The sequence below is a fragment of the Vibrio galatheae genome (assembly GCF_000967545.1).
Classification (GTDB): domain Bacteria; phylum Pseudomonadota; class Gammaproteobacteria; order Enterobacterales; family Vibrionaceae; genus Vibrio; species Vibrio galatheae.
Genome location: NZ_JXXV01000024.1, coordinates 1 through 14,017 on the forward strand (window position 1 = coordinate 1; position 14,017 = coordinate 14,017).

Annotated in this window: 15 protein-coding genes and 1 pseudogene; 14 read left to right on the plus strand and 2 right to left on the minus strand. The window is 41.8% G+C overall.

Translation table 11 applies throughout. The annotated features are described in order from the left end of the window. The first annotated feature begins 168 nt into the window (after window positions 1–168). The 10 genes and pseudogenes from TW81_RS13205 to TW81_RS13260 all read left to right on the plus strand — a co-directional run bounded on the left by TW81_RS13205 (window position 169) and on the right by TW81_RS13260 (window position 9,652). The gene (locus TW81_RS13205; RefSeq protein WP_045956201.1) at window positions 169–633 is read left to right on the plus strand and encodes a GNAT family N-acetyltransferase; all 465 of its coding nucleotides are present in this window, start codon (window positions 169–171) and stop codon (window positions 631–633) included. 194 nt (window positions 634–827) lie between these two features. After that, window positions 828–1,226, plus strand: coding sequence for a CPBP family glutamic-type intramembrane protease (locus TW81_RS13210; RefSeq protein WP_239424372.1), 399 nt, complete (start codon window positions 828–830; stop codon window positions 1,224–1,226). Between the two features lie 644 nt (window positions 1,227–1,870). Continuing rightward, window positions 1,871–2,308 (plus strand): hypothetical protein, encoded by a 438-nt coding sequence (locus TW81_RS13220; protein WP_045956202.1) that lies wholly within the window; start codon window positions 1,871–1,873, stop codon window positions 2,306–2,308. A gap of 140 nt (window positions 2,309–2,448) precedes the next feature. Further along, entirely contained in the window at window positions 2,449–3,132 is a 684-nt protein-coding gene (locus TW81_RS13225) for a hypothetical protein (RefSeq protein ID WP_045956203.1), read from the plus strand. A gap of 309 nt (window positions 3,133–3,441) precedes the next feature. Beyond that, window positions 3,442–4,362, plus strand: coding sequence for an IS5 family transposase (locus TW81_RS13230; RefSeq protein WP_045956204.1), 921 nt, complete (start codon window positions 3,442–3,444; stop codon window positions 4,360–4,362). Between the two features lie 55 nt (window positions 4,363–4,417). Continuing rightward, window positions 4,418–4,705, plus strand: a pseudogene (locus TW81_RS13235) (IS3 family transposase); the annotation flags it as partial. 63 nt (window positions 4,706–4,768) lie between these two features. Beyond that, complete coding sequence (locus TW81_RS13240) at window positions 4,769–5,395, plus strand: LysE family translocator (protein ID WP_045956206.1); 627 nt, start codon at window positions 4,769–4,771, stop codon at window positions 5,393–5,395. Window positions 5,396–6,221: 826 nt separating this feature from the next. After that, window positions 6,222–7,631, plus strand: coding sequence for a CHASE2 domain-containing protein (locus TW81_RS13250; protein WP_045956208.1), 1,410 nt, complete (start codon window positions 6,222–6,224; stop codon window positions 7,629–7,631). A 30-nt stretch (window positions 7,632–7,661) separates the two neighbouring features. After that, on the plus strand, window positions 7,662–8,039 hold the full coding sequence (locus tag TW81_RS13255) for a hypothetical protein (protein WP_045956209.1): 378 nt from the start codon (window positions 7,662–7,664) through the stop codon (window positions 8,037–8,039). Next, window positions 8,039–9,652: a M48 family metallopeptidase gene (locus tag TW81_RS13260; protein ID WP_045956210.1), complete on the plus strand. Its 1,614-nt coding sequence runs from the start codon at window positions 8,039–8,041 to the stop codon at window positions 9,650–9,652. The genes TW81_RS13255 and TW81_RS13260 overlap by 1 nt, the downstream gene beginning before the upstream one ends. A gap of 52 nt (window positions 9,653–9,704) precedes the next feature. Here the strand turns inward: TW81_RS13260 and TW81_RS13265 are convergent, their stop codons facing one another. Then, window positions 9,705–10,181, minus strand: a complete 477-nt coding sequence (locus tag TW81_RS13265) for a peroxiredoxin (protein ID WP_045956211.1) — start codon at window positions 10,179–10,181, stop codon at window positions 9,705–9,707. Window positions 10,182–10,353: 172 nt separating this feature from the next. Between TW81_RS13265 and TW81_RS13270 the strand changes: the two genes are divergently transcribed. After that, complete coding sequence (locus tag TW81_RS13270; RefSeq protein ID WP_045956212.1) at window positions 10,354–11,298, plus strand: D-2-hydroxyacid dehydrogenase family protein; 945 nt, start codon at window positions 10,354–10,356, stop codon at window positions 11,296–11,298. A gap of 245 nt (window positions 11,299–11,543) precedes the next feature. Here the strand turns inward: TW81_RS13270 and TW81_RS13275 are convergent, their stop codons facing one another. Continuing rightward, window positions 11,544–12,053, minus strand: coding sequence for a MerR family transcriptional regulator (locus TW81_RS13275; RefSeq protein ID WP_045956213.1), 510 nt, complete (start codon window positions 12,051–12,053; stop codon window positions 11,544–11,546). A 157-nt stretch (window positions 12,054–12,210) separates the two neighbouring features. Here TW81_RS13275 and TW81_RS13280 point away from each other — a divergent pair, with 157 nt between their 5' ends. The 3 genes from TW81_RS13280 to TW81_RS13290 are packed head-to-tail and all read left to right on the plus strand — an operon-like array spanning window position 12,211 to window position 13,875. Then, window positions 12,211–12,633 (plus strand): VOC family protein, encoded by a 423-nt coding sequence (locus TW81_RS13280; RefSeq protein WP_045956214.1) that lies wholly within the window; start codon window positions 12,211–12,213, stop codon window positions 12,631–12,633. 58 nt (window positions 12,634–12,691) lie between these two features. Further along, a complete protein-coding gene (locus tag TW81_RS13285) occupies window positions 12,692–13,300 on the plus strand; it encodes a sugar O-acetyltransferase (protein ID WP_045956215.1) in 609 nt (202 codons plus the stop codon). Between the two features lie 35 nt (window positions 13,301–13,335). After that, the gene (locus TW81_RS13290; protein ID WP_045956216.1) at window positions 13,336–13,875 is read left to right on the plus strand and encodes a hydrolase; all 540 of its coding nucleotides are present in this window, start codon (window positions 13,336–13,338) and stop codon (window positions 13,873–13,875) included. Window positions 13,876–14,017: the final 142 nt, after the last annotated feature.

Sequence of the window (14,017 nt, forward strand, 5' to 3'; positions counted from 1 at the left end):
CACTTCGTACTTGAATCCAAGCATGCTAACAAACAATTTAAGAGGGATTCCCCACGCTTGGCATTTTTGGTTTGGGTCAAGTTTAGTGATTACGACGTCCAAATTTAGTGTCGTGGTCGCGTGGCTCACCCCTTAATTGGGCGTTAGCTGTATTACGGAGTCAGCACAGTGATTACAATTAGAAATTACAGAGTAGAAGATGCCAAAGCGCTATGGGATATTCACTTTTATACAATTCGAAATATTAACATTCGTGACTATTCCCAAGCTCAAGTCGAAGCTTGGGCTCCAGAGATTCTAGATTCGTCAGTCTGGGAAAAACGAATGAACGGACTATCTCCGTTTGTTGCTGAAATAGATGGTGTTATTGTTGGCTACACAGACTTGCAAATCAGTGGACTCATAGACCATTTCTTTTGTCACCATGAGTATCAAAGCAAAGGAGTAGGTAAAGCATTAATGAATCACGTTTTTAAGGTTGGCAGTTTACGGGGTATAAAACGTTATTTTTCTGAAGTCAGTATCACTGCTCGTCCATTTTACGAACACTTTGGTTTTAAAGTAGTTCAGGCCCAAGAAGTGGAAGTTCGTGGTCAAAAACTAAGAAACTTTGTCATGGAAAAATACAGCTAACAAAGCGTTTAAGACGGATTCACAACGCTTGGCGTTTTCAGTTTAAAATAAGTTTTGTGTTTACGGTGCAATGGTTTAAGTAAGGTGGTATGCGTTGCTCACCACTTAACGCGGCGTTAGCTTAAACATGGAAGTAGTCATGAAAATGTTTAGTTTTTTATTCCATACAAACCAAAAGTAAAATCGGATATGTAGTGAAATCATATCTATTGCATGCTTGTGTAACTTTTCCTTTGGTACTCGGTGCGTATTACATCTGGGGTTCTGAGTTCGCCGATCTCGACGGTAGGCAGGAATCGTCATTATTATTTTTGATTATTCTAGCTCCGGCTATAGAAACGCTTCTAATGGTTCCAATACTAAAGCTTATACAAATATTTAATTTTGATGTAGTGATGACTTCAGTAATTAGCGCACTGACATGGGGAGTAGCACATACTTTAAACAGTGTGCTAAATGGCTTTGGCGTACTGTTTTTGTTCTTTGTACTTTCAATATCCTATTTAACTTGGCGTCACAAATCATTTAAAGCGGCATTTTGGGTTACATTTGGCATTCATGCGTTAAATAATGCAGTGGTGTTTTTAAGCTAACAAGGCGTTTAAGACGGATTCCCAACGCGCGGCATTTTCGGTTTGATTCAGCTTTAGTGTTTACGGCACAATGGTTTAGGTAAGGTGGTCGGCGTTGCTCACTACTTAACGCGGCGTTAATAAGCTGCTGTTAACGAATAGTTTTTATGGTTGGTGATTCTGTGTTAGTTATCGGTTTGTCGGCTCAAAATGGTAAAGTCATTAGCTACCGGTTTTGTAAGTTCTTTGCTGAAAATGCCATTTGAAATCATCGAAAGCGCTAATATGCCAACCATCATTTTTGCTTTCTTGAGTTCATCGATGTGGCAATTATCTAACCTTAACTTCTGTGGGTGGCCCGTCTTCAACCAGTCAAGTTAGCCACTTGCTGAAACCTTGTTCGTGGAAACTATGGTGGGGCAGTAGCCAGTAAAAGTCTAGTTGTTTACTGGTGTTGAGTTTGGTGTGTTTTCTGAGTCCAGAGTGCGTGGAAAGTACTTTATTAACAATGTGTTCAAGCTGGATTCTCAACGCTCGGCAGTTTTGGTTGCAAATTCTGGTTCAGTGATTAAGGTGGTTTTATTGAGTGCAGTGGTGCGTTGTTCACCACTTAACGCGGCGTTATGCTTACTCTTCAAATTTTTACTAACTAAGGTTTTAACGATATGAAAAATATAGTGATATTGACATTATCTTCTCTGGTGTTCTTTTCTTCTAACACTCTTGCTAGAGATGATATCGGATCATATCCAATTGAAAATGCTCTAAGCTCAGAAGCAGCAAAAAATAAATTAGGTACTGCTGTAAAATTCTACTTCGGCGAGCAGAAATTTCCCACAGTGGAGGCGGAGTTTGGCGAATTCAAAACGAACAAAAAAACAAACGCGTTTAATAAAACAGATGAAGAAGCGTGTAACTGGGTCTTTTTATCGGCCATGATAGCGCTGAAAGAACGCGCAATTAAAGAAGGTGGTAACGCGGTGGTTGATATCAAATCTAACTACAAAAACAACCTAACTTCTAGCTCAGATACCTTTCAATGTGGTGCTGGTACTATGATTGCGGGCGTTGCATTAACTGGTAAAGTAGTGAAGTTAAAGTAAGCATAACAAAGCGTTCAAGGCGGATTCACAACGCGTGGCATTTTGGGTTTAAATCGGCTTAAGTGTTTATGGCACAACGGTTTAAGTCAGGTGGCAGGCGTTGCTCACCACTTAACGCGGCGTTAGGCATATGGAATAGTATGAAATTAAATGAAGTAGATAAGTACTTAAGAACTTACAAATCCTATATGGAACAAATCAAGTTACGTAGTGCTTTGTTGATGGACATTCAAAAGAAGATCAATGGTTCAGGTAGTTATACTGAGAGTCTGGAAACCGACATTGATATCATATACTTACAAATACGAAAAATATGCGAACTAGTCATGCTATCATGCGTAGTTGCTAACCAAGCCTCAAGTCGAGACCTTAGTTCCAAGCTAAAAAAAAGTTATAAGCCTGCAGAGATCAATCGATTGTTATCAAAGGTGAATAGCCGCTTTTACCCAAAGGCGGTAAAGAGGCAGCTTCCTCACTTTGATGCTTCTAAGTCAGACCTAGCAGGTACAACTCCATTAGATGTCAATGAACTTGTTTTAATGTGGGGTAAAAGCGGAGATTTTCTGCATGTATCAAGAAAGCAGCAATATCAAGAATCTAAGGCAATAAATACTATCTCTGAAGCATTTTTATTTATGCAGAAAACCGTTACGTTACTATCTCATCATTGGGTTGAAGTAGATGAGGAGCACAATTTAGTCGTAGTAATGAACCCCGTTGATGACATTGGAAATGAATGCGCAGGGGTACAAGTTGGCATTATGCATCGCGTACCACAATCAAAAGTAAATAAAGATAAGGCTCGAAAGGTTGAATTCTATTAATACTTATGCCTAACAATCTGCTTAAGACGGACTGCCAACGCGCGGCGGTTTTACTTCTGGTCTGGTTTGGTGTTTTCGGTGGTCTGTTTAAGTTTTGTGGTAGGTTGGCAGCCACTTAGCAGGGCGTTATGTGCTTATGAGGAAAATTGACATGGAAGTGGTAGAGACCAACCCTGATTTGGCCCCAATATTAGCGAGTTATGCGAAAGAGTGCCTAGAGTCGGGTATTGGCTTTGTTGCATAAATCGAATGAACTAAATCAAAATCTTACGATCAGATCAGGGACATTCATTCACTGACTCTGATTTCATGCCGAAGCCTCGCTATAAAACCACCAACTGGCGCAAGTACAACAACTCCCTAGTCAATCGAGGTTCACTCACGTTTTGGATTGACGAAGAAGCAATAACCGAGTGGAAACAATCTAAACAGCATAAGCTTGGTAGACCGCGATTGTTTAGTGACTTAGCTATCACCACCGCTCTCATGGTGAAGCGTATCTTTTCCTTGCCCTTAAGGGCGCTACAAGGCTTTATAGACTCAGTATTTAAATTGGCGAATATCTCATTGGTTTGTCCTCACTATACCTGTATAAGTCGCCGAGCCAAGGATGTAAACGTTAATTTCAAAGCCTCAACACGAGGCGTCATCCAACACCTAGCCATTGATGCAACAGGACTCAAGGTATACGGTGAGGGAGAATGGAAAGTGAAAAAGCATGGAACTGATGGCAAGCGTCGAGTCTGGCGTAAACTCCACCTTGCGGTTGATACAGATACACATGAAATTATCGCCGCAGAGCTCACACTATCAGGTGTGACCGATGCGGAAGTGCTCCCCAATCTACTCAAGCAAACACGGCGTACCATCAATGAAATTTCAGGAGATGGTGCATACGATACAAGAGAGTGTCACAGAGCGATTAGAGCTAAGAAAGCGACACCTTTGATCCCTCCACGAGAGGGGGCAGCTTTCTGGGAAAAAGGTCATCCACGTAATTTGGCAGTTGGCTGCCAAAAGCTCTATGGCTCGAACAAAAAGTGGAAACAAAAGTATGGTTACCATAAGCGCTCATTGTCGGAGACCGCTATGTATCGCGTAAAACAACTACTAGGCGCTTCACTCACACTTCGAAATTACAACGCACAAGTTGGTGAAACTTACGCCATGATCAAAGCACTCAACAAATTAACTGGGATAGCTATGCCCGAAACTCAGTATGTTGTTTAAAATACGACCTATTTAGCTAGCGTTCGCTCTTTCGCTGAATTCGGCAACAAAGCCCATCATCCATTCAGACCGTGGTGTACAATACAGAGCCTATAAATATCAAGACTTCATGCGCAAGCATGGAGGTGTACCAAGCATGAGTCGACAGGGTAACTGTTGGGATAATGCGGTGATGAAGTCGTTCTACAGTCGACTGAAAGTCGAACTGATATACGCAGAAGACTACCAAACTGTCGAAGAAGCCCGAATGGGCATCTTCGAATATATTGAGGTATTTTACAATCGCAAAAGAAGACACTCAGCGTTGGGGCATATCAGCCCAGTTGAGTACGAAAGTATGTAGTTATGTACTGTCTACTTTTTGTGGGGTACACCAGCTACAGCCAGAAAACAAGGAGAAAAGGGAATGGATCTTAATTCACTACTACTGTTTATAGTCGCTTGTCTTGCTATCAATATGATACCAGGGCCAGACGTTATCTATATTGTTTCAAACACAATGAAAGGTAAGTTGGTCACTGGGTTCAAAGCTGCAATGGGGCTTGGTGTAGGCTACTTTGTTCATACCTTAGCAGCTTCATTAGGGTTATCTGCGATTATCCTCAGCTCAGCGCTAGCTTTTAGCGCAGTCAAATGGTTAGGTGCCGCTTATCTAGTCTATTTGGGTGTTCAGTCGTTACTTTCAATGTGGCGTGGGGATAGCACATTGAAAGTAAGTGAAAGCGTTGAAAGTGACAAAAATGTATTTGTACAAGGCGTAATTGTTAGTGTCTTAAACCCAAAAGTTGCACTGTTCTTTCTTTCGTTCCTACCTCAGTTTATTAACACATCATCAGGTTCGGCTTCGATACAATTATTGTGGCTTGGTTTGTTATTTAGCGTCCTAGCTACAATGTGTAATGTCCTATATGCATCAGTGGGTAGTTGGGTCTTTAGTCGCCCTAATTCTCAGCTCTACTCACGAGGTCTAGAGGGCGTTTCTGGCGTTTTACTTATTGGGCTAGCAAGCAAAGTAGCAATCAGCGATCGCTAATGGCATAACAAAGCATTTACGAGTGATTCCCAACGCTGGCATTTTCGATGTCATCGTTGGGTTTTGTGTTTACGGTGGTATGGTTTAGGTTAGGTGGTGGCGTTGCTCACACCTTAATGCGGCGTTAATAAGCTACTGTTAACGAATGGTTTTTATGGTAAGTGGTTTTGTGTTGGTTGCTAGTTTGTAAGTTCAAAACAGGTAGGTCATTTGCTACTGGTTTAGTACAGCGTTGGGGCATGTCAGCCCGGTTGAGTACGAAGGTATTTAGTTATGTACTGTCTACTTTTTGAGGGGTACACCAGCATCAAGATAGTTATGAAAATCAAGCAGACTAATCAAGGTAAGAATCAGACTGTTATTAATAACAAGTCTGGCGTGATTAATATTGGTAATGTTCAACGATACGTTGACCTCAAAATGCCCGAATTAAGGCAGGAGCTAAAGCAGATCTCTTCTGAGTCCTAAGGAAAATTCATTGTAGTGTTTGTGCTTTCTATTGTTGCACCGACTCTTGGTTTGTTGTGTCCGCTTTTGTGAGGTAAACCGCTTCATGATTATCGCATCTCATTGTTTCTATGTTCAGAGGTGTCGCAGTTGGTACTCGGATTCAAGCGGACGAGTACAACCATCTAATTCAAAAGTTTATGATGACATATAACTCAATAAATTTTATTCAAAATGAGACCTACTAATAACTAATTGTTTTAATTATAAATCCACGTCTCATTTGTGATACTACTCCCACAAAATGCCACATTCAGGTGTTACTTTTATTCCTATATACAACACATTGTTTTCATTCAGTGAGCTGCCCTCATTATTCATGTCTATTAGTATACAAATCTTTGTCAAAGCAATAATCGCTACAATCCTAATCTTGATGGTTTTTATTATTGATCCACTTGGTATACGAAATTCAGCAGAAGATCACTATGAAGATCATATACTCAGGTTGTGGTCGCCATTTTTTAGTGAAAAAGTATCCGACGAAATAGTGGTTATTCTGATTGATGATGAATATATTGAAACCACGAATAGTTATCCTGTCAGTTATCGGAACCTTGCCCGTATGCTGAAGATCATTTCGCGATTTGAACCACAGTCTGTTTTTTACGACATCCTTCAGCATCATGAGCATTCAGATAGTCTCGACCGTTGGCTTGCAACACTAAAAAGTCAGCAATTCCCGGTTTTTATGGCAAGTAACTCGGATTACGACACTGAAGAACGCCTGAATACTCCTACCTCACTGAGGCACAAGATAGCCAATGCTGCGCAACTCGCAGCTGTATCTTGGAGTGGAGAAGGGCGCTATTATCCACTATCAGTTCCTTGGAATGATAAGAAAATGAACACTGCAGCAACTGCGATGTTTATAGATTGGTGTACACGTTCTACTCAGTGTAACGTAAACGACATTGTTAACATGGATGACTCTTTAATCGTTCAATGGACCAACAAGCATGCGGTGAATCAAGAGATATTTTTTCCGCTAGATGTTAGCTGTAGTAACAAAGCGCAGAGCCAATGGCTGCAGTTAAAAGAGTTACTAATTATAAGCGTAACTCAAGGCATCCAAGATCAAGACAAACTTGATAACACTCTTAGAAAGCGCTGCCCACCATTTTTAACCATTGCAGCTTCGACGCTAAGCGCCCCCGGCGCTGCAGGCTCAGAAGAACTCAAACGAGCTATCAAAGGAAAAATGGTGTTAGTTGGTTACCACGTAACAGGCAGTGTTGATAGTATTGTTTCACCAGTCCATGGCACATTACCAGGTGTCTACTTTCATGCAATGGCTCTTGATAACCTGATTACTCTAAAAGGGGAATACTGGCGCTCTCCAAGAGATACTGGACTATTTAACCTAAGCGTTGTTGATGTAGTCGAGATCGTCATACAAACCATAGTGCTTTTCATTGTAATTTGGTTTCGTTTTAACTTTCTTGAACGGCGAGATAGCCCAGAGTTAAATGCTAAACAAAAGTTACTGGGCGCATTCATTCCAATGATTATCATCATTGTGGTTATCGCTATTTCAATCGCAATTTTCCACTTTATTCTTCATGTCGGCGTGCCAAATTGGTATGGACTAATTCTTATCATCTTTATTGATTTACCTGTTTTTTTCTTTTTCATCTTTGAAGCTGTTAGACCAAAAATCCACTTATACAAAGAGAAGATTTGTATATTCGCCAGCAACACAAAACATAAATCAAAAAATACTCAATAACATATAACATTCAGAAAATAAGGAACATTTATGAAAAGGTTATCAGCGTTAGTTATAGGCTTAACTTTAAGTGCGACTTCCTATGGAGCGATAGCACAAGAATCCATTAAAATTATCGATTTTCTTGTTGATAATATATGGGTTTGCGACCAAAACAATGAATGTCAAGATGTACCGAAAAGCACGTTACCCGATCCAAAAAAAGTCGGTTTAATTGTCGAAAACTACGATCCAAAAGAACAGATGGTAATGGTAAAAATCGACGGTCAAGAAAAGTGGTTCGATCAGATCGAAGTTCAGCTAAACAAAACTGCTGTCGCGAGCGTTGTATGCAGCACTCAGAAAATCAGTGCCAAGAGCGACAGTGGTACATATGCGACCTTGGGCCTTGGAGAGGGGTGCAAATAATGAAGAAACTGTTTTGGCTTGCCGCACCGCTGTTCATTTCCGGTTGTGCTATAGACAATCTCAACAGCTTAGTGGGCAGCAAATATGAATCGTTTGAAGGGAAGTTTATTGACCAACAGAAGGATGAAACCAACCTCCCAAAGAGCAGCCCATCTGCAAATCTAGAGTTTGCCGACATCATCCAAACTCGCGCTGCCGCAGATAAAGACCTAATCGCGAATCCTTACGTCAACAAATACCTCGAAAGCATCTTAGCGAAAATGTTAAAACAGTGGGGTAAACCTATCGATGAAGAGATCGCCATTGTTGTCTCATCTGATCGAAATTATTCAGCTTATGCTACGCCAAACACCATTGTCATTACTCAAGGAGTGTTGGCTGATGCTGAGTCAGAAGATGAGATCGCATTTATCATAGCTCATGAATTGTCCCACATTTTGCTTAAGCATAGCGAAACCAATGAATACTTCGCCAAGCAAAGTGCTTTAGTCAGCAAAACAGCCAATATTGCTATGAGCACCGCTTACATCACTGACATGAAAGCGGAGAAAACAGCTAATGGCTATCGTGTCACCAGCCAAAATAAATCTTCAACAACGAAATTGATTCAAGATTCCTACCGCGCAGGTTTAACAATCAATCGCTTAACTCGTGATGTACTCAGTTCATCCATGAGCCGAGCAGACGAAGACGAAGCAGATTTACTCGGTATGGATTTGTTAGTTAAGGCTGGATACAGTCCGAGAGCATTCTCTCCAGTGTTAGAGCGACTCGACAGCAGTCAGAAATACTCAGAAGCGCAATTAAAAGCGAAAAAACAAGAATTTCAAACTTTTGTTAGCTTAGCAAGTGATGCGGGTAAGCACCTATCCAGCGACAACCGGTGGAGCTCATTGGGTTACTTGGCTGCGAACGAAGCGGCGACTAGGTTGTTGCAAAGCTTCGCTGAGAGACATGCCTCCCCGATCGAACGCAAAAAAGATATGTCTGCTTATGTAAAACGCGAGTATAGAAAAGAACGTAAGAGACAACTCTCTACCGGTGAGTTTGAAAAGTTAGTTAAAAATGGCAAAGGAAACCAGATCCAACAGAACTATTGGTACGCGTCAGAAGCATTCAAAGCTTTGGAATTTGGTGACCTCAAAACTGCAGAGAAGCTAGCAAGGAAGTCTGTTTCTGGCCCAACTAAGTATCATGCCTACCCTAGATTAGCCTTCTATGGTGTACGTAAAGCACAAAACCAAGATTCGAAAGCGCTGCAAAATCTTGCCTTAATTAAAAACTGGGAATATGCATCTATCCAGACCTTTAGCCTAGCGGCGCAGTCTTACCGTGAGCAACAAAAACCAAGCCGAGCACTGGAACTACTGTCAAAAGGTGAAAGTGTTATCGGCACCCCAGTCCCTTTCTTGCCAGAATATATCGCAGCTCATAAAGCACTAGGTAATACTGCCGAAGTAACAGAACTTCTCACTAAATGTACCACTCTTAGCGAGAGCAACATTGTTGCACAATGTCACCATAGCGCTGGAGTGCCGATTCCACAAATGAAGGAATCAAGCAATAGTTTATTCGATTCTTTCAATGCACTAACCAATTTAGTCGACCTCTAAATAGTGCAGATAAGGATTCAAGTAGCACTTGAATCCTTATCTTTGATTGATTCTATTTCAACGCGGTCAAAATACTTTCAGCATTACTGACTTCAAATTTCTTTGGCTCTTCAACATTTAACGTTGTGACTACGCCATTTTCAATCACCATCGCGTATCGCTGCGAACGAATTCCGCCAAAATTCGCAGTGTCCATGTCAAGCCCAAGTGCTTTGGTAAAACTCCCGTCACCATCTCCTAGCATAGCTATTGCTTCAGCGTTTTGTGCTGCTCCCCAAGCTTGCATTACAAACGCATCGTTAACAGAAACACAAGCAATCATGTCTACGCCAGCCGCTTTAATTTCATCAGCTAATACTACATAACCCGGCAGGTGCGCTTCTGAACACGTCGGCGTGAACGCCCCAGGAACGGCAAAAAGAACCACTCGCTTGTTTGCGAATAGTTCGTCGGTGTTATGATTGGTCATCCCTTCAGCTGTTAACTGGCTAAGAGTGGAGCTTGGTATTTTTTGGCCTATCTGGATCATAGCAACTTTCCTGTTTGATTGTCTTAGCACAGTGTAGCGACTAAACACCAATAGCACTAGTAATTGAAATTATGAAGGAATCTTCAATTAGGTTAGTAACCTATTGCGCTTTCGTTTACATTGAGAAATCAACAGTCAGGGTAAAATTAGCCTCGATAACAAGGAGCGTTGGATGAAGATTGTCGTATTAGATGACTACCAAGATGTTGTAAAGAAGTTAGATTGCTTCAAATTGCTCGCGGAACATGAAGTCACAGTATTAACCCAGACATACTCTGAAGCTGAAATGGTGGCGAAACTTCAACACGCCGAAGCCATCGTACTTATTCGGGAACGCAGTACAATAAGTGAGTCTTTGTTGGCACAGTTACCGAATCTTAGAATCATCAGTCAAACGGGAAAAGTCAGTCATCATATCGATGTTCAATTGTGTGAAAAGTATCAAGTCAGTGTTCTGGAGGGTATTGGGTCGCCCATTGCACCATCCGAGTTATGCTGGGCGCTGATTATGGCGTCAAGTCGCCACATTCCCACTTATGCCGAAAATCTTAAACACAATCTTTGGCAAAATTCTGGCGTGCTCGGCTTGGGGCGATGTTTGCAAGGCTTAACATTCGGTATTTGGGGCTACGGCAAGATAGGGCAGCGAGTGGCTCAATATGCAAAAGCGTTTGGTATGTCTGTGGTGATCTGGGGGAGTGAGGCTTCGCAAACACTTGCTAAACAACACGGCTTTAAAGCGGCCCAATCCAAGCAGGCCTTTTTTACCAATGCAGATATCATCTCACTTCATTTACGATTGAACGATATGACCAAAGGCTGCGTCACTAGGGAAGATCTGCAAAAGATGAAATCAGATTCGCTTTTCGTCAATATTAGTCGAGCTGAACTTGTCGAACGTTCAGCCCTCTATCAAGAGCTATGCCGAGTGCCAAGCAAACAAGCAGCGATCGACGTGTATGATGTTGAACCTGCAGATGCCAACAACGAACCCTTGCTGGCCCTAGCAAATGTGACAGCGACACCGCATTTAGGCTATGTCGAACAAAATAGCTACGAGCTTTATTTCAAAGCCGCGTTCGAGAATATTTTGGCTTACAAAAACGCATCCAGTTAATTACCTATAAAGCGTCACAAAAGGAAACGGTTGTAGGCATCTTTGGCTTTAACTTGTTGCTAGTCGAGGAGTTGACCTCACTTGAAGTCGTCGGCGGCGTACTGATTTTGTGTGGTTTAAGCGTACTCATCTTAAGGGAGTGCATCTACGCAATGCTAAAGAAAAAAGTACGACGCGCCCCCAGCGTGAATTAGGGCGCATCATCTCTTACCGTAAAATAGCCTCATAATGAGGCTATGGAATGATTAAAGTGAACGGATTTTTACGATTTCGTCACCGGAAATGCCTAATGACTCTAGAAATTTCTGGTGTTCTTCAGGCTCTAATTGTTCAAACTTCTGATGCCACTTAACCATATCTGTCTCGCTGAATCCGGCAGCAACCATAATTTGTACCCAACGTTCTTTATTCACAACTCTTTCCTCTAATAGACTGGGTTCTTGAAGCAACACAACAACCGCTTTTTGCTGCGCGCGCAGGTTTTGGATCTCTTTCTCTAACTCATTGAAGTGGTCCTTCAAAATTTGCGTTTGAGACTCTCCATTTCGGTCAAGCAAGCTACGAATGCTTGAGACAGGCAACCCATAAGAACGATAAGCCGTTATTGCTTCTAAACGCTTAATTTGCTTTTCTCCATACCAGCGGTAGCCATTTTCCGCTCTGTATGCTGGCTGTAACAACTCCTCCTTCTCGTAGTACAAGATCGTGGTACGAGAAACGCCGAACTGTTTCGCCAGTTGAGTGACTGTTAGCATAATGGCTCCATTGTGTGACCGAGTTTGCATCTTCAACCCTAGCCTTATAGACGGGTCAAACGTTAATTGACCAATTATTTACCTTGAGCGATATAAACAATAGAGTGATTTAAAATCGAGTCAACGGTTTGAGATTAAGCCAACCAGGAAGGCGAACATGACAAGACTTGAACATATCAACATGACGGTGCCAGATATTGATGCAGCGCTGGCGTTTTTGGCCATCGTTGCCCCTGACTATAAAGTGCGTAAAGATATAAAGCCGAAAGAAGGGCATCGTTGGGTACACATTGGTAATAATCAAAGTTATTTAGCACTACAAGAGCCGCACATAGACGCCGAGTCACCTAACCAGTTTCATCAAACCTATAGAAATTATGGGATAAACCATATCGGTTTGGTGGTCAGTCACCTTGATATGATAGAGCAACGACTAACTGACGAAGGGTATCGCCGCGGAATTGGCGCGCCAAAAGAAACCCATCGCAAACGAGTCTACTTTTTTGATCAAGCCGGGTTTGAGTGGGAGCTAACTGAATATATATCAGATCACCCCGATGAAATGTACCTGTACGAATAACCATAAAACCCATCAGACAAATACACGATACATAAAATTGAAGTTTATAAGGGATCTCATGACGACTGAAAACAAGCTGCACAGTCAACAAGTCTATTACTGTGATGATGAAGCGTTGGCCGCGAAACAACTTTTGTGCTTGGACGTACTTTATGATTTCAATCATACCCGTCCAACAGAAATGGAAAAGCGCCAGCAAATCATGCAACAGCTGTTTGCTGAAGTGGGTGAGGGCTGCTACATCGAACCTCCGCTGCATGCAAACTGGGGAATCCATACTCACTTGGGCAAAAATGTTTATGCCAATTTCAATTTGACCTTAGTTGACGATACACATATCTATATCGGCGACTACGTAATGATTGGTCCAAATGTCACCCTAGCTACAGCAGGGCATCCAATTGAGCCAAGTTTAAGAATGAAAGTCGCGCAATTTAATATTCCAATACACATTGCAAACAACGTTTGGATTGGTGCCAACTCGGTTGTTTTACCTGGTGTATCAATTGGTGAGAACTCCGTCATAGGTGCTGGAAGCGTCGTGACTAAAGATATCCCTGCCAACGTAATTGCTGCTGGTAACCCATGCCGCGTAATGAGAGAAATCAGCCAGCACGACAAAGAGTATTACTATAAAAACCATAGGTTTGAAGATACTCATTTCTAGGTAGGCGAATATCGAGTTTAAGGACAAAACAGAAAATGCTCACCCCACAAAACACCGGCCTCATTGTAGTGGATATACAAGGGAAACTTGCTCGGTTTGTACACAACAGCGAAGAAATCATTGCCAACTGCGGCAAGTTAATCACTGCTTGCCAAATACTAGGGCTACCTATTGTTTTACTTGAACAAAATCCAGATAAACTCGGTCATACCGTACCTGAACTGAAAGCGCTACTTGGCGAAACAGAGCCAATAACCAAATATACCTTCAATGCTTGTGACTGCAGCGAGTTTTCTGAGCGACTAACAGAGCTTGACGTAGATACTTGGTTAGTGTGTGGCCTCGAAGCGCACATTTGCGTCTATCAAACAGCAGTGGGCTTGGTTGAACAGGGGTATGAGGTTGAACTTGTCAGTGATTGTATCTCGTCTCGCAAAAAGTCAAATATCGACCTTAGCATCCGCCGCACCAGTGAGAAAGGCATATCAATTACAGGATTAGAAATGTGCCTTTATGATCTCATCAGCGATTGCCGAACAAATGAATTTAAGCAGATATTAAGTTTGATTCGTTAAGCGGTAATTAATCCACACGAGTGACACCGTCACTTAGTGGTGAGTTTTGGCACACCATTTTGGAATTTAACCAGCTGAATTTTATTACTAATATATAGTAAACATACTAAGATCAGGTTAGATTAACCACATTAATTTAGTA

Excerpts from the sequence above, each read along its gene's own strand:
- TW81_RS13250 (WP_045956208.1), top strand. The coding sequence starts at position 6,222 with ATGTCTATTAGTATACAAATCTTTGTCAAAGCAATAATCGCTACAATC.
- TW81_RS13270 (WP_045956212.1), top strand. The coding sequence starts at position 10,354 with ATGAAGATTGTCGTATTAGATGACTACCAAGATGTTGTAAAGAAGTTA.
- TW81_RS13230 (WP_045956204.1), top strand. The coding sequence starts at position 3,442 with ATGCCGAAGCCTCGCTATAAAACCACCAACTGGCGCAAGTACAACAAC.
- TW81_RS13265 (WP_045956211.1), bottom strand. The coding sequence starts at position 10,181 with ATGATCCAGATAGGCCAAAAAATACCAAGCTCCACTCTTAGCCAGTTA.
- TW81_RS13255 (WP_045956209.1), top strand. The coding sequence starts at position 7,662 with ATGAAAAGGTTATCAGCGTTAGTTATAGGCTTAACTTTAAGTGCGACT.
- TW81_RS13275 (WP_045956213.1), bottom strand. The coding sequence starts at position 12,053 with ATGCTAACAGTCACTCAACTGGCGAAACAGTTCGGCGTTTCTCGTACC.
- TW81_RS13290 (WP_045956216.1), top strand. The coding sequence starts at position 13,336 with ATGCTCACCCCACAAAACACCGGCCTCATTGTAGTGGATATACAAGGG.
- TW81_RS13220 (WP_045956202.1), top strand. The coding sequence starts at position 1,871 with ATGAAAAATATAGTGATATTGACATTATCTTCTCTGGTGTTCTTTTCT.
- TW81_RS13285 (WP_045956215.1), top strand. The coding sequence starts at position 12,692 with ATGACGACTGAAAACAAGCTGCACAGTCAACAAGTCTATTACTGTGAT.
- TW81_RS13280 (WP_045956214.1), top strand. The coding sequence starts at position 12,211 with ATGACAAGACTTGAACATATCAACATGACGGTGCCAGATATTGATGCA.
- TW81_RS13260 (WP_045956210.1), top strand. The coding sequence starts at position 8,039 with ATGAAGAAACTGTTTTGGCTTGCCGCACCGCTGTTCATTTCCGGTTGT.
- TW81_RS13240 (WP_045956206.1), top strand. The coding sequence starts at position 4,769 with ATGGATCTTAATTCACTACTACTGTTTATAGTCGCTTGTCTTGCTATC.
- TW81_RS13225 (WP_045956203.1), top strand. The coding sequence starts at position 2,449 with ATGAAATTAAATGAAGTAGATAAGTACTTAAGAACTTACAAATCCTAT.